Origin of the sequence: Arcobacter aquimarinus (genome assembly GCF_013177635.1) — a bacterium.
GTDB classification, from domain to species: Bacteria; Campylobacterota; Campylobacteria; order Campylobacterales; family Arcobacteraceae; genus Aliarcobacter; species Aliarcobacter aquimarinus.
Window position 1 is genome coordinate 1,780,261 of the sequence record NZ_CP030944.1, and the last position, 21,352, is coordinate 1,801,612.

Consider the following 21,352-nt stretch of genomic DNA (forward strand, 5'->3'; position numbering starts at 1 on the left):
TTACTTCAATGTGTATTTAGTTTTAACTACATCAATTTCTTCAGTTTTAAGTGATTCAATTGCTTTTATAGTATGAGGAATTATATCTTGCAATAGTTTCATTTCTTCTTTTGAAAAATTACTTAATACATAATTTGCAACATCTAATTTCTCTTTTGGTTTACCTATTCCTATTCTAACTCTTACATAATCTTTACCAATATGTGAATCCAAAGATCTAAGACCATTGTGTCCACCATGCCCTCCACCAATTTTGAACTTCACTGTTCCAAAAGGTAAATCTAAATCATCATGAATTACAATAATATTTTCTAAATCAATTTTATAATACTCTTTTATTGCATGAACTGCAACTCCAGAATTATTCATATATGTTGTTGGTTTTGCAAAAAGATTATAACCCGATTTTAAAAGAGTTGATTGAAAGTTTGGATTATTTATATTTGAAGTTGATAGATTTTTGGTTATCTCATCGATAACCATAAAACCTATATTATGTCTTGTAAACTGATATTTTTCACCAATATTGCCAAGACCTACTATTAAATACATAAATATTAATTATTTAGCTTTAATTACACCAACAACTGGTACTCTAGGATCTAAGAAACAATCTATGTTTTCTGGTAAAGTTAAATCTCTAATTAAGATATTATCACCTGTGTCTAAGTTTGTTACATCTAAAGTAATGTTATTTGGTAAATTTTCAATTGTACATTTAACAGGTACTCTTTTTGTATGAATCATTAAAAGACCTTTATTTTTAAGACCTTTTGCAATTCCTGTAGTTTTAACTGGAATTTTATATGAAGTTTTAACACCTGCTTGTGCAACCATTAAATCAACGTGTAATAACTCAGAAGTTAATGGACATTTTTGGTACTCTTGAACTACAACTTTTAATACATTACCAGATAAGTTAACATCAAATGCTAAAGTTTCTTTATTTCTTAAAAATTTGATGAATTCATTTCTTTTGAATGCAGCTGAAATATTTTCTAAACCTTTACCGTAGATATTTGCAATTAAATATCCTTCTCTTCTTAAAGTTTTAGTAGCTTGTTTTGTCATACTATCTCTAATGATACCCTCTAACATAACGATCCTTTGTGTTTAATTTTAAATTTCGGAAGCGGATTATATTTAAATATATCTAAATATTAGTTTAAGTATTTATTAATTTTATATTTAACTTTTATTAATTGAATTTTGGATATCATAGTTACCTTAATAAATACTAAATATAAGGTAAAATCCAATGATATTATTAGATGGAAAAGCATTATCTGAAAAAATCAAAGAAGAAGTTAAAGTTGAAGTAGCTCAACTTGTAGAAGAAAAACAAATAACTCCAGGTTTAGCAGTTATTTTAGTTGGAAATGATGCTGCAAGTGCAACATATGTAGCTAGTAAAGCAAAATCATGTAAAAATGCAGGAATTTATTCTGTTGTTCATGAAATGCCTGAAACAATTACTCAAGAAGAATTACTTGAAACAATAGCAAGAATGAATGAAAATCCAAAACTTGATGGTATTTTAGTTCAATTACCCTTACCTAAACATATCGATACAACAATAGTTCTTGAAGCAATTAATCCTTTAAAAGATGTTGATGGTTTCCATCCATATAATGTAGGAAGAATGGTTTCAAATCTTGATGCATTTTTACCAGCAACTCCATTTGGTGTTATGAGAATGTTTGAAGAGTATGGAATAGAATTAAGTGGAAAAAACGTTGTTGTTATTGGAAGTTCTGATATTGTTGGAAAACCAATGGCTTCACTTTTAATCAATGCAAAAGCAACAGTTACAGTTTGTAATAGTAGAACAAAAGATTTAAAAGCTCATACACTTGCAGCTGACATAGTTGTAATTGCTGTTGGAGTTCCATATTTACTAAAAGAAGATATGGTAAAAGATGGAGCAATTGTAATTGATGTTGGAATAAATAGACTTGAAACAGGTAAATTAGTTGGAGATGCTGATTTTGAAGGTTTAAAAAATAAATGTTCACACTTAACACCTGTTCCAGGTGGTGTAGGACCCATGACGATTGGAATGCTTTTAAAAAATACTTTAAAAGCAGCAAAATTAAGAGATAAAAGAGAATCTAAATAAATGTTTAAAAAAATATACAACTGGTCTTCATCTTGGACTGGTACTATCGTAATTGTTTTAGGAATCATATTTTTTGTTGCTCAAGCTTTTGTGATTCCAAGTGGAAGTATGAAAAATACTCTTTTAATTGGCGATATGCTTTTTGTTAAAAAATTCTCTTATGGAATTCCAACTCCAAGAATTCCATGGCTAGAAGTAAAAGTTTTACCTGATTTTAATGACAATGGACACCTAATTGAAGGACCTAGACCACAAAGAGGTGATATTGTTGTTTTTAGATATCCTAAAAATGAATTAATACACTATGTAAAAAGAGCTGTTGCAACAGGTGGAGATTTAGTTGCAATTAAAGATAAAAATCTTCTTCTACATCCAAAGGAAGGGAATGAGTTTGTAAAAGCGAACTATCCAAAAGAGAGTATTATTGAAGTTGGAGATAAGTTGTGGGTTGTAAACCCATATATGAAAGAACATCCAGGAATTCATCATGACCCAATTGTTGTTGATAATGGATTAAATCCTAGTGAACTTTTCAATATGATGCCTATTATGGTTCCTGAAGATGAAACTTTTATGATGGGAGATAATAGAGATCACTCGAATGATTCAAGATTTTGGGGAACAGTTCATTATAAATACATAGTTGGAAAACCTTGGTTTATCTATTTTTCATGGGATGATAACTACGAAATCAGATGGGATAGAGTTTTAAGAACAGTTGAAAGTTTAGAAGAAGAGATAATCAATAAAGATTTTAAAATTGAACATAAAGAAGGAATTTATTAATGAAATATTTTATCGGTGCTGATCATGCAGGAATTGATATTAAAGCTTATGTAAAAGAACTTTTTGAAGCAAAAGGTCATGAAGTAATAGATTTAGGACCAAATAGTAAAGATAGAGTTGATTATCCTGATTTTGCTGCACTTGTTTGTAAAAATGTATTAGAGAATGATAACTCTAAAGGTATTTTGATTTGTGGTTCTGGTATTGGTATGAGTATGGCTGCAAATAAATTTGATGGTATTAGAGCAGCTCTTTGTCACAATGAATATAGTGCGAAAATGGCAAGAGAACATAATGATGCAAATATTATCTGTTTAGGAGAGAGAGTTTCAGGTTATGGAATGATTGAAGCTATTGTTGATGCTTGGGACAAAGCCTCTTTTGAAGGTGGAAGACACACACAAAGAGTTGAAAAAATCAATGCACTAGGTAAAATAGGAAGTTGTAGAGCATAGATTTTTTCTATGCCCTATTTTTTATCATCAAATATCCATCTTCATTTTCATAATAATTTTCTAAAACCTTTTTAATTTTAAAACCAAATTTTTCATATAATTTTATCGCATTTTTATTTGATATTTTTACTTCAAGGCTAAACTCATTTTTCTCTAAATTAGTAAAACTATAATCCAATAACTTTGAAGCCAAACCTAAACCCTGAAAATTTGTATCAATTGCTAAGGAATATAATCTAAAATATTTTTTTCTTTCAAGCCATAAAATATATCCTATTATTTTATTTTCAAGTTCTATTTTAAAAATTTTATTTTTTAAAATATGATATTTAAAACTATTTTTACTTAAAGCAAAAGAATCATCTTTAAAAACTTCACACTCAAGATTAAACAAAGGGTTTAAATCTTCTATTTTTGCTTTTGCAATCATTTTTGATAAATCGTATATTTTGGAACTAATTTTTTAGGTCTATATGACATTTTTACTTTTTTAAGATTTTCAAATCCCATATCATCTCCAACATTTATATATTCAATATTATATTTATCTTTTAAAATTTTAGTAAATTCCCTAAAAATAAATTGAGCACAACCTAAAACCTCAAAATCTGTTTTTTCTATAATTACACTTGCTGTATTTTCATTTATTTTTTCACCAACTGTAAAACCTTTTATTTCATCATCTATATAAATTACAAGTCCTATAATATCAAGCTTATCATAATCATTTATGAGCTTTTTTATAGCAAATCTTTCAAAATAAATCCCATCTAAAAAGATTTCTACTTCTTCTTTTGGCATATAAGTTGTTCTATCTTTTACCCATTTATTAAAAAGTGCTAATACCTCTTTTGAATGTTTTTCTTTATCTAAAATTTCTAATCTATAATTTGGATAAACTTTTCTAAATCTATTTATTTCATTTCTTTTTGATTTATAAGAATCCCCTTTTAAATCTATCAAATCTTCAGTTTTATAAATATAATCAACAAGTTTTTTTTCAATAATAAAATCCTTTAGCATTTCATAAACTAAAGTACCCTCTTCTAAATAATCCACAAACCCTTCAAGTAATTCTTCATGTACATACTCAATTTTTGAATAATTTCTATTACTATTATGTGAATTCATAATTTCAAAACATCTTAGCATTGCCTCATAAGTATTCTCTTTTTTTCCAATTGGAGGCAAAAGCATTGATAATTCACCTGAATTTAATATAAATAAACAAAAAGTATCATTTACAATCGTATAAAATCCTGTTGCAGTTGAAAGCCAAATATAATTTCCTGCAAAAGTATAATCACTAACATCTACATTTATTAGTTTTAAATACTCATTCATACTCTCTTTTGCTTTTAAGTCAAAGTGTTTTAAAGTGTAGTTACTAATTGTCAAAGTTGACATTTTATTTTATTCCTTAAGAAAAATTTTGCGAATTATACATCTGTTTTTACAATTTGCGTCAAAGTAATAAAAAAATAATTCTAAGTACCTATTTATCAATATTATGAGATAATCAAAACAAAATAAAAAGGCATATTTATGAGTGATTGGCAAGTATATTTGATGATGTTTATAGTTGTTGTTTTAATGTTACTTGGTAAAAAAATGATGTTCTTTGATGACACAAAAAAAGATAAATAAGGATAAAAATTGATTAATCCACGAATTATAGATTATATATTTTCAAGTGCTTCAATCCAAAGATGGAATGACTATCCAAGAATGGTTGAACTTGTAGAACTTGATAAACAAGCTCACAAATTTATAATCGCATATTTTATAGCAAAACTTGAAAAAGATATAAACTTTACACATCTAATAGAAGCTGGGATTTTTGAGTTTTTAAGAAGAGTTGTTGTAACAGACATTAGACCTGATGTTTTTAGAAAAGCTTTACAAAAAAAATCACGAGAGATAAATGCTTGGGTTATTTCAAAACTAGCTCCATCAATAAAAGATATAGATAATGGAACATTTTTACAAAAATTTGAAGAATATTTAAATAATCCTGAAATATATAAAAAAGAGAGATTTATTTTAAAAGCTGCTTCTTATCTTGCAACAAAATGGGAATTTTCAATAGTTTATCAAACAAGTCAATTTTTAAATGATATTGAAGATGTTAAAAAAAGTGTTGATGAAGAAATTGAAGATTATTATGAATTAATTGGTGTGAGAAAAATTGCTCTAAATAAAAAACTTGGAAAAATTATAGATTTAAGTGGAAGATTAAGATTTCAAAAAAGATGGGCACAGACTCCTAGAATTCCTGAAACTTCTGTTTTAGGACATATGTTAACAGTTGCAATTTTTGGATATTTTTTTTCACTTGAAGTAAATGCTTGTGATAAAAGGTTACAAAACAACTTTTTTACAGCTTTATTTCATGATTTACCAGAAGCTCTAACAAGAGATATTATAACTCCTGTAAAATATTGTGTTGATGAATTATCTGAAATAATTGCAGAGTATGAAATAGAAAAAATTCAAGAGAGTATTTTACCTAATATTCCAGAAATTTTACATGAAGAGTTTTCTTATATTTTAGGACTTTATGATGGAATAAAAGAAGAGTTTACAAACAAAATAAAAAACAATGGAAAAATTGAAGTTGTAGAAGATATTTCAAAATATAATATTGATAAATATGATGCCATAGATGGATTTGCCTTAAAACAATGTGATAAACTATCAGCTTTTGTAGAAGCTAGTTTGTCAATTTCACATGGTATAAAATCAAAAGAGTTAATAAATGGTAAAAAAGAGATATTAAAAGGTCTAAAAACAGTTCAAGGTATTGATTTCAAAGCAATAGCATCACAAATAGATTATGAATTTGGAACAACAGGACAAACTCAAGCTAGAATGGATTTTGATTAAAATCTGTAAAATATAGCTTATTAAAAGCTATATTTTAAGTTTACATATCCATATCGACCTGGGTCATTAAATAATGTAGGAATTGAACCAACTTCAACATATCTAATATCTTGATATGTATTTGTCGAATTATAAACTTTATCAAACACATTATCTAACCCAAGTGTTAAAGTAAAATTTTTATGTAATTGATTTGTGTATTTTAAATTTATAACTGCATACCCAGCTAACTCTTGCTCTTTTGCACTGCTATCAAAACTATCCCAAGAATCAACAGCTACAACTTCAGCTGTATATTTTGCTTTATCTTGCTCATAATTTAAAGCTAAATTTGCTTTTAATGGTGGAATTTCTGCTAAATCTTTATCATTTCCTCTAAAATCTCCATCTTTTTTACCTCTTAGATATGCTAAACCATAATCAAGTGAAAAATTATCAGTCATAAAATAAAATCCTGAAATATCTAATCCATATATTTTCGCATCTATATTTTCAAAACTTCCACTGTTATAAATATAATCTTTTAATACAGAATAGAATATTTTTGGTTTGATATTAAAACTTCCAATAGTCTTATCAAGTCCTAAATCAGCTTGATAATTTTTTGTATCTTCTAAATCATTATTAGCACCCATATAAAGCTCTCTTGCATCTGGAACTCTTGAACTTTTTCCAATACCTGCAAAATATTTAGTATTTTCATCAGCATTATAAGTTGCAAAAATATTTGCATTTAATGAAGCATATTTTTTATCAGTTTTAGCACTATTTACTGAATCAATATCTGTATTATCATATCTCATTCCTGCTTCTAAATCTAACTTACCAAATGACTTCTCAACTTTTGCAAAAACTGCTTTATTTGTTGTATCTGTTGAATCTAAACTAATTGCACCTAAAGTTTTAATCCCTGTTAAAACATTTGTAGTGCTTCTTTGACCTTTCCAGTTTCTAACACTCGTATCAAGTCCCATAGTTACTAAATAATCAGCAATTTCCATAGAATTTTTGATTTTAGCTCCCCAAATAGATGATTTCATATAATTAGTACTATAATTTGTAACACCATTATTTCTAAGTTTCGTACTCATTGGATGATCAACTTTTGAGTAGTAATAATCCAAATTTAACTCTTTAGAAAAATCACCTAAATTTCTAACAGCATATCCAATAGTATAAATATCAGAATCATCATAATCAGCATCCATTGGACCTGCTGGATATAAAATATTATCACTTCTATTTGCTGTATATGATAGTTTTAATTCTTGATCATCAGTTATATTAAATTGAGCTTTTGTTAAAACTGTTTTTTTCTCAAATGCTTTTAAATCATCTTTAGAATACTGTTGTGTAACTGGAACATTTCTTTTCTTTTGTTGAGCTAGAAAATCATCCCCATTTCCATCTTCATATGGGTCACCTTGTTCTGTTGAAGCAGAAATTAGTAATTTTATTTTATCCGTTCCACCACTAACTGTTGCACTAGCTTTTCTATAAGCGAAACTACCTGCATTTAAATTTATTTCACCATGAATATCTTTTGTTGGTTCTTTTGTTTCAACTTTTACAAGACCACTTAAAGTTCCAAAATTTTCAACATCATAAGGACCTTCAATTATTTTTACACTTTCTATATTATTTGTTAAAACATGAGAAGTTGGAGGATCCATTCTGTTTGGACACGCTCCGTAGATTTTTGCTCCATCAAGTAAAATGTTTATATTATCTTTTTTTTGTCCTCTTAAAATAATATCATTTGCAATTCCACTTCTTTTTACAATAGAAATTGAAGCAATATTATTCATCAACGCATCTGCCAAATCCGCATTTTTTAATTGCTCAGAACTAACATCTTTTACAATTTTTGAGTTAGCCGTTTCTACCACACTAATTTTTTCTAAATTGTTTGTTTCATTTGCACTTAATAAAATAGCTGTAGCTACAAGTGATAATGGAATAAATTTTTTCATAAATTTGCCTTGTGTTAAAAAATTTATGAAAGTATTACAAAGAGCTGTTAATTTTTTGTTAATTAAAAATTTGAAATGCTGTTACTAAAAGCTTTTTGCTAAGCTTAGATATAATAAAAATAAAAAAAGGAGTAAAATGCAAATAATTATCGCCCTTGCAATTTTAATAATAACTGCAACAGTTATACTTTATCTAATAAATAAAAGGTTTGAAAAAAAAGAGTTTATAATCCTTTTAGTAATCATCCTATTATCTTTTATTACTTATATTTTTTATGAAAATAAAAAAGAGAACTTTTTCCCTAATATGTTTAAAGAAAAATATGAAAAAGAGAAAAATGTCATAGTTGAAGGTTTAAAAGCAGAACTTTTAAATAATAAAGTAGTAAGTTCAAAAGACAAATTTATTTATAAATTTACATATCTGATCAAAAAAGACAATAAAGAGTTTTTGTGTACAGCAAATGAAGTTGAAATAAATAGAATTCAAGATAATTTTGTTTTCAAAAATTTCTCAGATTTAAAAGAAGAGTGTATAGAAAAATAACTCTTCTTATAAATTAAGCAGGTTTAAAACCGCTTTTACTTTTACAAACCTGAGGAAAGTAGCATTTATCACACTCAGGTTTTACAGCTTTACAAATATATCTTCCAAATAAAACCATTGCTTGATGAAAAATATGTAAATCATGACCTTTTAGTTTTTTTACTAAATCAGCTTCTGTTATATCAACTGTTTTTCCATCACTAAGTCCTAGTCTATGAGAAACTCTAAAAACATGAGTATCAACAGCCATAAGATTTGCACCTTCAAACTCAATCATAAATACATTTGCAGTTTTATTTCCAACACCTGCAAGTTTCATAAGCTTTTTTTGGTCATGTGGAATTTCACCATCATAATTCATCAAAACACTTTGAGCCATTTTTATAATATTTTTTGCTTTATTATTAAAAAATGAACAAGATTTTAATAACTCTTTTACATCTTCAAGCTCAGCAACTGCTAATTCTTTTACACTTGGATATTTTTCAAAAAGAGCTGGTGTTATAATATTTACTCTTTTATCAGTACATTGAGCACTTAAAATAATAGCTATTAATAACTCATAATCATTTCTATAATTTAGCTCTGTAACTGCATCACTATAATTTTCAACAAAGGCTTGTTTTATTATTTCTATTTCTTTTTTTGTTGCTTTTTTCATTTTATATCTCTTTAATCTTAGCTATTTCATCTCTTAATCTAATAGCCTCTTCAAAATTTAAATCTTGTGCTGCTTTTTTCATTTTATTATTTAACTCAATTAAGATTTTTTTTCTCTCATTAGCTGGCATTTTTTCTAATTTTTGTTTTTTCCATGCAACATCATCATACTCTTCAAGTTTTAGGTTTTCATCCAATCTTCTTTTTGTAGATTTTGGAGTTATGTTGTTTTTGATATTGTGTTCTTCTTGAATTTTTCTTCTTCTGTTTGTTTCATCTATTGCAAATTGCATTGAAGCTGTGATTTTTTTGGCAAATAAAATAACTCTTCCATTTTCATTTCTAGCTGCTCTTCCTATTGTTTGAATAAGTGAAGTTTTGCTTCTTAAAAATCCTTCTTTATCTGCATCAAGTATAGCAACTAAAGAAGTTTCAGGAATATCTAAACCTTCTCTTAAAAGGTTAATTCCAATTAATACATCAAAAGTTCCAAGTCTAAGTTCTCTTATTATTTGATTTCTTTCAATTGCATCAATTTCACTATGCATGTATTTTACTTTTATTCCTAAATCTGCGTAATAACTTGCAAGTTCTTCAGCCATTTTTTTAGTTAAAACTGTAACTAAAACTCTTTCATTTTTTGCTATTACTTTTTTTATCTCATCATGTAGTTTTTCAACTTGATATTCACTATCTATTATGTCAATAATTGGGTCAAGTAATCCAGTAGGTCTTATAATTTGTTCAGCAACCACTGAACTCATCTCAAGTTCAAGCTCATTTGGAGTTGCACTTACAAACACATAATGTGGAGCTTTTTTAATAAATTCATCAAATTTTAGTGGTCTATTATCTAAAGCACTTGGAAGTCTAAATCCATAATCAACTAAAACCTCTTTTCTACTTCTATCAGCTGCATGCATTCCTCTAAATTGAGATAAAGAGACATGAGATTCATCAACCACAAGTAAAAAATCTTTTCCCATTTGTTCAAAATAATCAAGTAATGAATAAGGAGTTTCCCCTGGCTTTTGACCTGTTAGATGTCGTGCATAGTTTTCAATTCCTTTGCACATTCCAGTTCCTTCAATCATCTCTAAATCAAACTCAACTCTTTGTTTTAATCTTTGATATTCAACAAGTTTTTGCTCTTTTTGAAAATAATCAAGTCTTTCATCTAACTCTTCTTCTATTTGTTTAACAGCTGTTGCTAATTTATCATTTGAAACAACGAAAGGATTAACAGAATAGATAATTACTTCTTGTAAATCTTTTACTCTGTTATTTGTGATATATTCGTGTTTTGAAATTGATTCAACCTCATCACCAAAAAACTCAACTCGAACAAACTCATCTTCAAAATAAGCTGGAAAAATATCTATCACATCACCATTTACTCTAAAATCTGCTCTATCAAAAAACTTATCGTTTCTTTTATAACCCATTTCTACAAGTTTTAATAAAAACTCTTTTTGTGAATACTCAAAACCTACTTCAACTCTTTGAACCATTGCTTTATATTCAGCAGGATTTCCTAAACCATAGTTTGCAGAAACTGAAGCAATAACAATAACATCATCAAAAGATAAAAGTGAAGCTGTAGCACTAAGTCTTAATCTTTCTAATTCTTCATTTATTGAACTATCTTTTTCAATAAATAAATCTGATCTAGGAATATAAGCTTCTGGTTGATAATAATCATAATATGAGATGAAATATTCAACATGATTGTTTGGGAAAAATTGTTTAAATTCAGAGTATAGCTGAGCTGCTAAAGTTTTATTATGGGTCATTATAAGTGTAGGTTTTTGAACTTTTTCAATAACTTTTGCTATTGTATAAGTTTTACCACTTCCAGTAACTCCTAAAAGCGTGTTATATTGGTTTCCAGCATTTATTGAATCACTTAAGGCTTTTATAGCAACAGGTTGATCACCTGAAGGTTCATATTCACTTACTACTTCAAACTTTGCGATAATTTCTCCTTTATTTAAGTTCTAATATTTCATGTAAAATAATAGAAACTTCTCTTGCTGTCCAAATTACATCTTTACTTAAAGTATCTCTATCTTTATCAACATTTGCGTTATCTAAATATTTCTTCAATATTTTTTGCATATCTTGATTTATATGATTTTTACTAAGATTTAAAATAGTTTCATGAAATAATTGATTACTATTAGAAATATTTAGTACATATTTACTTTTTAAAAAAAATAAAAGTATTGAAACCTGCCAAGTATGCCACTCAATCTTATCCATAGCACTTGGAAGTTTATTAGCATAATTTAACGCTCTATAAGAATCAATGATTACTTTACAAGCTTGAGATAAAATAGTTCCATTCATATTCTCAACATTTCTTGGAAATCTAATTTCATCTAAATCTATAACTTGATTTAAATTTTGATTAATTACTTTTGTTTTAACTTGTTTTGATGAACTACTATTTATTAATAAAAAAACTATTATAAACAATAATATTAAAACTATTGTTACGATACCTACAACGATTAATTGCACAACTCTTCCTGTTTAAAATTAGAATCTATAAATTTTGTATATTTTTTTTGACAACATAAAGAAGGAATATTTATATATTTTTTATCATCAAATAAAAAAGTTTTACCTTGATGATAGTGTCCTTCTATTATGATTTTTGTATTATAGTTTTTCACTCTTTTAGAAACTAACTCTTCAAAATTTTTCATCTCATGGCAAATATTTTTACCCAATAAAGCTTTTTCTATTTTTTTAGAGATAAAATAATTTATATCTATAAAATTCATAAATTTCAAAAAAAATTTATTTCTTATGAAAGAACAATATAAATCATATTTCCAATTTATAAAATTATCCCCATGAGCTAAACTTACTGTTTGATTGTTTTCAAGTGTAGCTTCTAAAGGTTGATTTTTTCTTTTAACAACTAGTATATTTGGAAAAATTGATTTTAAATTATAATCATGATTTCCTTCTAAATAAACTATCTGTATCTCTTTTGATAACTTATTTAAAAGATTTATAACTTCTATATTCTGCTTTATGAAATATCTACTTTCTCCAGAAATAAAATCAAAAATATCCCCCATTAAGAAAAGTTGAGTTGTAAATATCTCTTTACTTTCAACTTTTCTTAAAAATATTAAAAACTCTATATTCTTTTTATTGTAATGGGAATCAGCTACAAAAATAGCATTATCTTGTATATTAAGGTACATAAGCTATTTTAGGAATTCCTTCATACTCTTCATATCCACATAAGATATTTGCATTTACAACCGCTTGAGATGAAGCTCCTCTTAAAAGATTATCAATAGCAGAACTTACGAATAAAGCTTTACCATTTTTAGTTACAAATAAATCACAAAAATTTGTCCCAGCAACTGATTTTACATCTACTGGTTTATCTCTTAATCTTATAAACTCACAATCTTTATAAGCATTATTTAAAACTTCATTTACATCTATATCATCTTTTAAAGTTGCATATACAGAAACCAACATTCCTCTTGTAAGTGGTAATAAATGTGGTACAAAATTAATAGCTAACTCTTTACCTTTTAGTATTTTTACTTTTTCTTGGATTTCTGGCATATGTCTATGTTTAAATGGATTATAAGCATGAACATTATCATTTATTTGACAATAATGTGTTGTATCACTTGGATTTTTCCCAGCTCCACTAACACCAGATTTTGCATCAATAAATATTGGATTTTCTGTTTCAATATAATCAATAAATGGTAAAAGAGCTAATAAAGAAGCTGTAGGATAACAACCAGGATTTGCTATAAGTTTTGCTTTTTTAATATCTTCTTTAAAATATTCAGGTAAACCATAAACTGCATCTTTAATATTTTCTTTATCTCCATGTTCACAATAGTGTTTTTCATAGTTTTCAAGACTTAATCTATAATCAGCACTTAAATCAACAACCTTTATCCCCAAAGCTAAAAGCTCTTTTGCAAAAGCCATAGCAGTTTTATGAGGAAGTGCTAAAAATGCTAAATCAGCAACTTTAGCAACATCTTGTGCATTTGCTAAATTTACATCCATATTTATCACGTTTTTCAAACTAGGATGTAAATCCTGAACATTCATCTCTCCACTTGAATTTGCAATATATGAAATATTAAATTTTGGATGATTTATTAAAATCTTTATTAATTCTAATCCAGTATATCCACTAGCTCCAATAATTGCTACATTCATGATAATTCTATCTCCTTATAACACACATTTAAAACTTCAAAAGTTCTAACTCCTCCTGGAAGTGTAGCTCTTATTTCATCACCTTCTTCTTTTCCCATTAATTGTTTTGCTAATGGTGAATTAAAAGAAATCATTCCTTTTTCAGCATTTGACTCTACTCCACCAACAATAGTATAAGTAAACTCTTCATCTGAATCCGTATCTACCAAACTTACTGTTGAACCGAAGCTTACTTTATCGTGAGGAAGAGTTGAAGGATCTATTATCACAGCTTTTGAAATAACAGTATTTAACTCAGCTATTTGTGAGTCAATTAATCCTAGTTTTTCTTTTGCAGAGTGATATTCAGCATTCTCTTTTAAATCTCCTAATTGTCTAGCTTCATCTAATGCAATTACTGTTTCAGGTCTTTCTGTTTTCTTTAAAAACTCTAATTCTGAAGTAATTTTATTATAACCAGCTATTGTCATTGGTTCTTTATCCATCAACATCTCCAATAAATTTATTTATGATATAATACCCAAAATTAGTAAAAGAGAAGTTTATATGCAATATGATAGAACTAAGAAGTTATTTGGTGATGAAATTTTTGAAACTTTTCAAAACACAAAACTAATACTTTTAGGTGTTGGTGGTGTTGGAAGTTTTGCTTTAGATGCTTTATATAATACAGGAATTACAAATATAACTATTGTTGATTTTGATAATTATGAAGAATCGAATATGAATAGACAGATGGGAAGTCATGGAAATATTGGAAGAGTTAAAGTAGAAGCTTTGAAAGAAAAATATCCAAATGTTACTCCTATCCATGTAAAAATAACACCTGAATGGATTGATAGTTTTGATTTTTCATCTTATGATTACATTTTAGATGCAATTGATGATGTTAAACCTAAAGTTCATTTAATAAAAAAACATTTTACAAAGGTTATAAGTACAAGCGGTGGAGCAAAAAGAATTGACCCTTCTAAAATAGAATATATTTCTATTTGGGATACATATAATGACCCATTTATTAAAAAAATTAGAACAGAGTTGAAAAATCAAGGTTTCAAAAAAAAGTTTAAAGTAATTTTCTCATCTGAACTTCCAATGTGTTTAGAAAAAGGTAGTTTTGAAGGAGTTACAGGCTCATTTGGTCTAATGATGGCATCTGTAACAGTTCAAAAACTAATTAAAAAATTGAAAAAATAACTTAAAGTTACTTAAAGTTTAAAAGATATATAATAAATAACTTACACAAAAAAGGATTTACATGAGCGGTATTAGTGGTAGTGTTGAGCAAATGACTCAAGGACATTTGAGAAATGTTCAACAATTAGCAGTATTTTACACTGGTCATAATAATATTTACGCAATTAATATAGCAAAAGTTAAAGCTTTTATAATTACTGAAGAAGTTGCAATCAATGATACTCCAAGAGATACAAATGTAATCGCAGGAATCGCAACAATTAGGGGAGAACCTGTTACATTGATAAATCTTGATGCATGGCTTGGACTTCCAGCATTGGAAGTTAAAGATTATAAACTTATAATTTTTTGTGAATTTAATCATAAAAAAATTGGTTTTTTAGTTAAAGATATGCTTGATATTGTTGAAAAAACTACTCAAGATTTAAGACATACAGAAGAAACAAATTCTAAGATTACTTATACAACTTATGTAAAAGTAAATAACAAAGATGAGTTATGTACTGTATTTAATGCTGAACAACTTTTAAGAGACATCAAATGGACTGATGATGGTGAAGATGACGTTAGAAAATATGTAGAAGATAAACTTGAATCAAACAAAGTTATATTAGCGGCTGAAGATTCAGGAGTTGCAAGAGAAGTTTTAACTAAATTTTTCAAAAAAACAGGTGTTAGATTTGAAATATATGCAAATGGAACACTATTAGTAAACCGATTAGAAGAATTAAACCCTGAAAATATTGGTATGGTTATAACTGATATTGAGATGCCTGGAACTGATGGTTATCAAGTTGCTTCATATATCAAAACAAATAAAAAATATGAGCATATTCCTGTGATTGTGAACTCTTCTATGACAACAGATGCTGTAAGAGGAAAAATGAATCAAATTGGTGTAGATGGATTTGTTGGGAAAACTGATATATCAACTTTATTTGAACTTACTAAAAAATTCCTTATAAAATAAAAGATGAGTTAAACTCATCTTTTATCTTTTTTCTAACCACTCTTCAAAATATTTAATTTGATTTTCTGTTTGAATTGATGAAGTTCCACCAAATGAATTTCTTGCATTCATTGAGTTTCTTAAATCTAAGTACATGATTATCTCTTCACTTACATTTTTTAATTCATCATTTGCACTTCTAATTTCATTTATATTTAATTCACTAATATCTTTATTTAAATTATTTGCAAGAGCTACAACATCTTTTGTTATGTAATACGCAGTTCTAAATGGCATATTTTGTTTTTGAACTAAATAATCAGCTAAATCAGTTGCTGTTAAATGCCCTATTTTACAAGCTTGTTCCATTTTTTCAACATTTACAATCATAGTTTTTATAACTTCATTTAAAATTGAAATTGAAATTTCAACAGTTTTAACTGAATCAAAAACTCCTTCCTTATCTTCTTGTGTATCTTTATTATAGGCTAATGGTAAACCTTTCATTACTGTTAAAAGTGAAATTAAGTTTCCATAAACTCGACCTGTTTTCCCTCTTAATAACTCTGGAACATCAGGATTTTTCTTTTGTGGCATAATTGAACTTGTTGTTGCATATTCATCGCTCATTCTTACAAATTGGAACTCATAAGATGACCATAATATTAATTCTTCTGAAATTCTACTAATATGCATCATTGTCGTACTTATATTAAATAAAATTTCTAAAGCAAAATCTCTATCTGAAACTGTATCCATTGCATGTAAAGTTGGAGAAATAAATCCTAATTTTTCACTGCTTGCAAATCTATCAATATTATGTGGAGTTCCAGCAAGTGCAGCACTTCCTAAAGGACAATAGTTATTTCTATCATAAGAACTTTCAAATCTTTCATAATCTCTTTTAAACATATTTGCATAAGCTAATAAGTGAAAACCAAAATTAAGAGGTTGTGCATGTTGTAAATGTGTCATTCCTGGAATTAAAGTTGTTGTATATTTACTTGCAACCTTTACAAAAGTTTCAACTAATTCTTTTAATTGCTCTTTTATACTTAAAGATTTATCTTGAACATAAAGTCTAAAATCTGTTGCAACTTGGTCATTTCTACTTCGTGCAGTATGAAGTCTTTTCCCAGGTTCTCCTATAATTTCAGTAAGTCTTGTTTCAACAGCCATATGAATATCTTCATAAGCCAATGAAAATTTGAACTCACCACTTTCAATCTCTTCTTTAACTTGTAGAAGTCCAGTTTCTATTGCTTTTTGTTCTTCACTTGTTAAAATACCTTGTTGAGCTAACATTTGTGAATGAGCAATACTACCTCTAATATCTTGAGCATAAAGCTCTTTATCAAACATTATTGAAGCATTAAACTCATCTAAAATTTGTGCATTTGTGTTTTTTAAAATTTGACTATTCTGATTTGACATTTGGTTTCCTAAAATTATAATGTACCTTTAAATTAAGGCGACATTATAACACAAGTGATATTATTTAAAAGAAGATAAATCCATTGGATCAGTTTTTAAAATATTTGCATATTTTTTTACTGCTATTATCGAATTCAAAAAAAATAACATATTTGATATTAAAAATATAATAGAAGCAAAATAAATAAAAATATCTTGGAAATACGCTATTACAAAAAACACAATAGAAAAAACGTGAAGAAAGAAATGAACTTTTATATATGTTTCATTTATAAATTCTCTAATAGTAGGAATAGAAAAATATCCTTTTGAATTTAAATGAAACCATGATAAAAATGGAATTATTTTATAAACCATTCCTTGTAAAAGAGAATATAAAAATCCAAAAGCAAAAATAATTACTAAAATATAATTTGATTCAGAAATATCAAACATCCAAATAATCATAGAAATAATCAAACAAATTAAAGAGAATTTCCAATACCATAAAGTGACATCAAAAACAGGTCTTTTTCTATTATTTAAAGATTTCAAAGCAAAATATCCAAAACTTAACATCTCAACTACAAATATAAACTTCAAAAATAAAAAATTTATTTCAAAATAAAAAAAGAAAAATGAAATAAAAATTGTAATAAACAAAATAATTGGAAGTTTATGTTGTATAAATTTTGGGAAATCAAGTGCCACGTAAAACATAGGAATAACTTGAAATGAAACTCCCATTATAAGTAAAAATGCAAAACCAAATAGACCAAATAAAATATGTGTATTTACAAAAGCTAAATAATTTTCTCCCATATTTAAGTTAATATGAGAAAGAGCTAAATAAAATCCTAAAATAAAAGTTATTAATCCACTCAATGAAAAAAGTCTCATTGCTTTAACAGTTGAAGTTAAAAACTTTACTTGAAATAAAAGTTTTATACAAACAATAAAAAAAGATAAAAAAGATAAACTTAAAAATAAAATTCCAATATAAAGTAGTTGTTTCATATCTAAAATAAAAGAAAAACTCATACAAATAGTTCCAATAAATAAAGAACTATGAACAATATTAGCAAACAACTTTGATTTAGAAATTACAGCTCCTGCAAGAACTGGCATCATTTGTTGCATTGCTCCAAAAATTATCATTGTTAAAATTCCTAAAGTAAATAGATGTATTAAACCTATTGAAACATTATGATATTCATTTGAAACTTCATCAAAAGGGAAAAATAAAAAAATCAAAGATATAAGCACTCCAAAAATTGGAGCACTTAGAAAAAATCTAAAAGGTACAGATATAGGAGGTGCTTGAGTTAGACTTAATCCTTGATTAAACATTTTTACAAAGCTTTCATACTATCTATTATTTGAGGAACTAAAGTTCCAAGATGTGAATCTGCCATTTTATATAACATCTGTTCTTCTTTCATATTATGTTGTTGCATAAGCATCATCAAACTTTCACTAACACCAAAAAAATGATTTTTATCTTTTTTTGAGATATCTTCTTTTAAAGAGTTTAAAAGTTGTCGCATTTGGTTATGTTCAATTATCATAACCATTGTAGGACCTTGTCTCATTCCTGTAACATCTTCAAAAGTAGGAAACATTACTTTTTCTTCCATATCAAAATGGTGTAATAAATCAACAGAAAATTTGTTAAATTGATTTTCTGCTTCTTCCCAATCCATAGAAGCTACAGCATTTTCTAAACTTGCAAATTGTTCATCACAAACTCTATGGTCATGAGTTAAAAAAGATGAAATTGTGTTCATATTAAATTCCTTATAATTTTAATATCAAATTATAAGGAATTTAAAAAAAATTTTAATTGATGTTAATCAATACATTCTTCCTCTTCTATTTGAGTAATTGCATCTTTCATAATATACAAAAGTTTACTTTTTGCTGTTTCTTCATTATTTTCAGGAACATCTAAACCTATTATTGACATATATTTTTCAAAAATATCTTTTATATCTTCTACTATATTGTCGTGTAATTGGGCTATTTCTTTATCTTGTGCAGTCATTTTCTTATCCTTTTATATTTATTATTATATTTAAGTGATATAATACATAACTTACAATAAAACTACAAGGTGTTATTTCTTGGTTAATATTAAAGAACTTACAAAAAATACTCTTTTTCAATTAAAAAACGAAAATATAGAGACTACTCCTGAAAATTATTTTGTAGAGTTTAAAAAACAATCTTATGCATTAAATGTAGAAATTGAAGAGATAGAAATATTTGAAAAAATAAAAAAATCTTTAACAAATGAAGAAAAACAAAATAAAATAGAATCTTTTAAAGATTTATCAATTGTTCTTGCAAAAAGAACTTCAAAAGAAGAATTAAAAAAATTAATTTTTTGCTTTGAACAAATGCTTACACCTTCTGCTGATTTTAATTTTATAGAAGAGATTGAAAATTTTATAATTGAAATTTTAAAAACTCCTCAAAATATAACTTCTGATGAATCTATAAATAAATTAAAAGAGATTTCACAAAGAAGAATTGATTCAGATAGAAAAGTTCTAAAAGATAAAACTGATGATATTGTAAAACTAACCTCTTTAATGAGTAGATATTTTGATAAAACTTTAAGTGATGGAGAGAATTCTACTGAAGAGATTATGAAAATAAAAGATGAATTAATAAACTTAAATATCTCAAATTCTTCCCATAGAGAACTAAAAATTGTACAAAAAAAGCTAATTGATACTATTTATAAAATTGAAAACTCTTTAAAACAAAACAAACAAATAATAACAGATAATAAAGAAAAATTTGATTATTTAAATAAACAAATAGAAGAACTTCAAAATGAACTTAATTTAGTAAAAGAAGAACATCAAATAGATTTTTTAACTGGAATATTGAATAGAAGAGGATATAACCAAGAAGTTGAAAAAATGGAAAAAAAATTCTCTATTTTCAATGGAGATTATGCTGTAGTTTTTTATGATATTGACCACTTTAAAGATATAAATGATAAATATGGACACAATTGTGGAGATGCTGTTTTAAAAAGTTTTGCAGGAATTTTAAAAAACTTAACAAGAAAAGAAGATATTATAGCTAGATATGGTGGAGAAGAGTTTATAGCTTTAATTAATTATCAAGATGAAATTGAAGTTGAAAGATATGTAAAAAGAGTAAAAAAAGCCTTAAGTAATAGTAATTTTATATATAAAGAAGCAAATATAAAACTAAAATTTAGTGCAGGAGTTACTTACAGAAATAAATATACCTCTTTTCCAGAAGCTAAAAAAAGAGCAGATGAACTTCTTTATGAAGCAAAACATAAAGGTAGAAATAGAATTATACTTGATAATGGAGTAGAAATATAAAAACTATCCTATCTCGGATAGAATAATTTTTATAACATTTGCAACTAACATAAAAATAAGAACAAATATCAATACTTTTTTAATAAATTTTTCTCCACCTTTTATAGCAAAATGACTCCCTACATAAGAGCCCGCCATATTGGCAATAGCCATAGGAATAGCTATCATCCATAAAACTTTTCCTGCCATAACAAAGGCAATTGCTGAACCTACATTTGTAGCTAAATTTAAAGGCTTTGTAGAAGCTGTTGCAACTATATAATCTAAATGCAAAAATTTTTTCATTGAAATTACCATATAAGTTCCTGTTCCAGGACCTAAAATTCCATCATAAAATCCTATTGGTACTGTTGAAAGAATAATATTTTTATTTGTTAATTTTGTATTCTCTTCTTTAATATCTTTTGCTTTTTTAAGTAAAAAAAATAAAGCTATTGGAATAGCTATCAAAATTACCCATTGAATTATCTCATCAGGAATATACATCACAAGTTTACTTCCAATATAAGAAGCTAATAAACAAGGAATTATCGCAATACTTACTACTTTTAAAGAAATCTTTTTACTTAGAAAATATTTGATTGTAGCCATTAAAGTACCAAATAATGATGCCATTTTATTTGTTGCAAGTACAAAAACAGGAGGTATCCCACTATATAGAAGAACTGGTACTTGAATCATTCCTCCACCACCAGCAATAGAATCAATATATCCAGCAATAAATCCAGTAATAATAAAAATAACAATCCAATATGTTGTTATTTCTTGTAAAAAATCCATATAT

24 protein-coding genes are annotated in these 21,352 nt (G+C 26.6%); 8 read left to right on the top strand and 16 right to left on the bottom strand.

Annotation, left to right across the window (positions count from 1 at the left end; translation table 11 throughout):
• Complete coding sequence (gene pth, locus AAQM_RS08925) at positions 1-552, bottom strand: aminoacyl-tRNA hydrolase (RefSeq protein ID WP_129095754.1); 552 nt, start codon at positions 550-552, stop codon at positions 1-3.
• Positions 553-561: 9 nt separating this feature from the next.
• A complete protein-coding gene (locus AAQM_RS08930; protein WP_129095755.1) occupies positions 562-1,098 on the bottom strand; it encodes a 50S ribosomal protein L25/general stress protein Ctc in 537 nt (178 codons plus the stop codon).
• A gap of 160 nt (positions 1,099-1,258) precedes the next feature.
• Between AAQM_RS08930 and folD the strand changes: the two genes are divergently transcribed.
• From folD to rpiB, 3 genes are read left to right on the top strand one after another with little or no spacing between them, the layout of a single operon-like run.
• The gene (folD, locus tag AAQM_RS08935; protein ID WP_129095756.1) at positions 1,259-2,119 is read left to right on the top strand and encodes a bifunctional methylenetetrahydrofolate dehydrogenase/methenyltetrahydrofolate cyclohydrolase FolD; all 861 of its coding nucleotides are present in this window, start codon (positions 1,259-1,261) and stop codon (positions 2,117-2,119) included.
• Positions 2,120-2,905: a signal peptidase I gene (gene lepB / locus AAQM_RS08940; RefSeq protein WP_129095757.1), complete on the top strand. Its 786-nt coding sequence runs from the start codon at positions 2,120-2,122 to the stop codon at positions 2,903-2,905.
• The gene (gene rpiB / locus AAQM_RS08945; protein WP_129095758.1) at positions 2,905-3,360 is read left to right on the top strand and encodes a ribose 5-phosphate isomerase B; all 456 of its coding nucleotides are present in this window, start codon (positions 2,905-2,907) and stop codon (positions 3,358-3,360) included. Before lepB ends, rpiB begins: the two co-directional genes overlap by 1 nt.
• Positions 3,361-3,367: 7 nt before the next feature.
• Here the strand turns inward: rpiB and AAQM_RS08950 are convergent, their stop codons facing one another.
• Positions 3,368-3,790 (bottom strand): GNAT family N-acetyltransferase, encoded by a 423-nt coding sequence (locus AAQM_RS08950; RefSeq protein WP_129095759.1) that lies wholly within the window; start codon positions 3,788-3,790, stop codon positions 3,368-3,370.
• Positions 3,787-4,767, bottom strand: a complete 981-nt coding sequence (locus AAQM_RS08955) for a DUF2156 domain-containing protein (protein ID WP_129095760.1) — start codon at positions 4,765-4,767, stop codon at positions 3,787-3,789. The genes AAQM_RS08950 and AAQM_RS08955 overlap by 4 nt, the downstream gene beginning before the upstream one ends.
• Positions 4,768-5,016: 249 nt before the next feature.
• Between AAQM_RS08955 and AAQM_RS08960 the strand changes: the two genes are divergently transcribed.
• Positions 5,017-6,246, top strand: coding sequence for an HD domain-containing protein (locus AAQM_RS08960; RefSeq protein ID WP_129095761.1), 1,230 nt, complete (start codon positions 5,017-5,019; stop codon positions 6,244-6,246).
• 20 nt (positions 6,247-6,266) lie between these two features.
• On the opposite strand, the gene AAQM_RS08965 is transcribed toward AAQM_RS08960, so the two are convergent.
• Positions 6,267-8,219, bottom strand: coding sequence for a TonB-dependent receptor (locus AAQM_RS08965; RefSeq protein ID WP_129095762.1), 1,953 nt, complete (start codon positions 8,217-8,219; stop codon positions 6,267-6,269).
• A gap of 136 nt (positions 8,220-8,355) precedes the next feature.
• Between AAQM_RS08965 and AAQM_RS08970 the strand changes: the two genes are divergently transcribed.
• Positions 8,356-8,766 (top strand): hypothetical protein, encoded by a 411-nt coding sequence (locus AAQM_RS08970; protein WP_129095763.1) that lies wholly within the window; start codon positions 8,356-8,358, stop codon positions 8,764-8,766.
• Between the two features lie 13 nt (positions 8,767-8,779).
• Here AAQM_RS08970 and nth read toward each other — a convergent pair whose 3' ends face one another.
• From nth to greA, 6 genes are read right to left on the bottom strand one after another with little or no spacing between them, the layout of a single operon-like run.
• Entirely contained in the window at positions 8,780-9,427 is a 648-nt protein-coding gene (nth, locus tag AAQM_RS08975) for an endonuclease III (RefSeq protein ID WP_129095764.1), read from the bottom strand.
• A 1-nt stretch (position 9,428) separates the two neighbouring features.
• Positions 9,429-11,402 carry an excinuclease ABC subunit UvrB gene (gene uvrB / locus AAQM_RS08980; RefSeq protein WP_129095765.1) on the bottom strand — a complete coding sequence of 658 codons (1,974 nt, stop codon included), beginning with the start codon at positions 11,400-11,402 and terminating at the stop codon, positions 9,429-9,431.
• Between the two features lie 10 nt (positions 11,403-11,412).
• Positions 11,413-11,949, bottom strand: a complete 537-nt coding sequence (locus tag AAQM_RS08985; protein WP_129095766.1) for a hypothetical protein — start codon at positions 11,947-11,949, stop codon at positions 11,413-11,415.
• Positions 11,940-12,647 carry a UDP-2,3-diacylglucosamine diphosphatase gene (locus AAQM_RS08990; RefSeq protein ID WP_129095767.1) on the bottom strand — a complete coding sequence of 236 codons (708 nt, stop codon included), beginning with the start codon at positions 12,645-12,647 and terminating at the stop codon, positions 11,940-11,942. Before AAQM_RS08990 ends, AAQM_RS08985 begins: the two co-directional genes overlap by 10 nt.
• Positions 12,637-13,641 carry an N-acetyl-gamma-glutamyl-phosphate reductase gene (gene argC, locus AAQM_RS08995; RefSeq protein ID WP_129095768.1) on the bottom strand — a complete coding sequence of 335 codons (1,005 nt, stop codon included), beginning with the start codon at positions 13,639-13,641 and terminating at the stop codon, positions 12,637-12,639. Before argC ends, AAQM_RS08990 begins: the two co-directional genes overlap by 11 nt.
• Positions 13,638-14,126: a transcription elongation factor GreA gene (gene greA, locus AAQM_RS09000; RefSeq protein ID WP_129095769.1), complete on the bottom strand. Its 489-nt coding sequence runs from the start codon at positions 14,124-14,126 to the stop codon at positions 13,638-13,640. The genes argC and greA overlap by 4 nt, the downstream gene beginning before the upstream one ends.
• A gap of 61 nt (positions 14,127-14,187) precedes the next feature.
• Here greA and AAQM_RS09005 point away from each other — a divergent pair, with 61 nt between their 5' ends.
• Together AAQM_RS09005 and AAQM_RS09010 are read left to right on the top strand one after the other, a co-directional pair.
• Positions 14,188-14,838, top strand: a complete 651-nt coding sequence (locus AAQM_RS09005) for a tRNA threonylcarbamoyladenosine dehydratase (RefSeq protein ID WP_129095770.1) — start codon at positions 14,188-14,190, stop codon at positions 14,836-14,838.
• Positions 14,839-14,899: 61 nt separating this feature from the next.
• Positions 14,900-15,808: a chemotaxis protein CheV gene (locus AAQM_RS09010; protein ID WP_129095771.1), complete on the top strand. Its 909-nt coding sequence runs from the start codon at positions 14,900-14,902 to the stop codon at positions 15,806-15,808.
• Between the two features lie 21 nt (positions 15,809-15,829).
• On the opposite strand, the gene argH is transcribed toward AAQM_RS09010, so the two are convergent.
• The 4 genes from argH to AAQM_RS09030 form a co-directional block, all read right to left on the bottom strand.
• Positions 15,830-17,221 (bottom strand): argininosuccinate lyase, encoded by a 1,392-nt coding sequence (gene argH, locus AAQM_RS09015; RefSeq protein ID WP_129095772.1) that lies wholly within the window; start codon positions 17,219-17,221, stop codon positions 15,830-15,832.
• 60 nt (positions 17,222-17,281) lie between these two features.
• A complete protein-coding gene (locus AAQM_RS09020) occupies positions 17,282-18,550 on the bottom strand; it encodes a hypothetical protein (RefSeq protein WP_129095773.1) in 1,269 nt (422 codons plus the stop codon).
• Positions 18,551-18,552: 2 nt separating this feature from the next.
• A complete protein-coding gene (locus AAQM_RS09025) occupies positions 18,553-18,987 on the bottom strand; it encodes a hemerythrin domain-containing protein (RefSeq protein ID WP_129095774.1) in 435 nt (144 codons plus the stop codon).
• 62 nt (positions 18,988-19,049) lie between these two features.
• Positions 19,050-19,244 (bottom strand): hypothetical protein, encoded by a 195-nt coding sequence (locus AAQM_RS09030; protein ID WP_129095775.1) that lies wholly within the window; start codon positions 19,242-19,244, stop codon positions 19,050-19,052.
• Between the two features lie 79 nt (positions 19,245-19,323).
• Between AAQM_RS09030 and AAQM_RS09035 the strand changes: the two genes are divergently transcribed.
• Entirely contained in the window at positions 19,324-20,568 is a 1,245-nt protein-coding gene (locus tag AAQM_RS09035) for a GGDEF domain-containing protein (RefSeq protein ID WP_129095776.1), read from the top strand.
• 3 nt (positions 20,569-20,571) lie between these two features.
• On the opposite strand, the gene AAQM_RS09040 is transcribed toward AAQM_RS09035, so the two are convergent.
• Entirely contained in the window at positions 20,572-21,348 is a 777-nt protein-coding gene (locus tag AAQM_RS09040) for a sulfite exporter TauE/SafE family protein (protein WP_129095777.1), read from the bottom strand.
• Positions 21,349-21,352 lie beyond the last annotated feature (4 nt).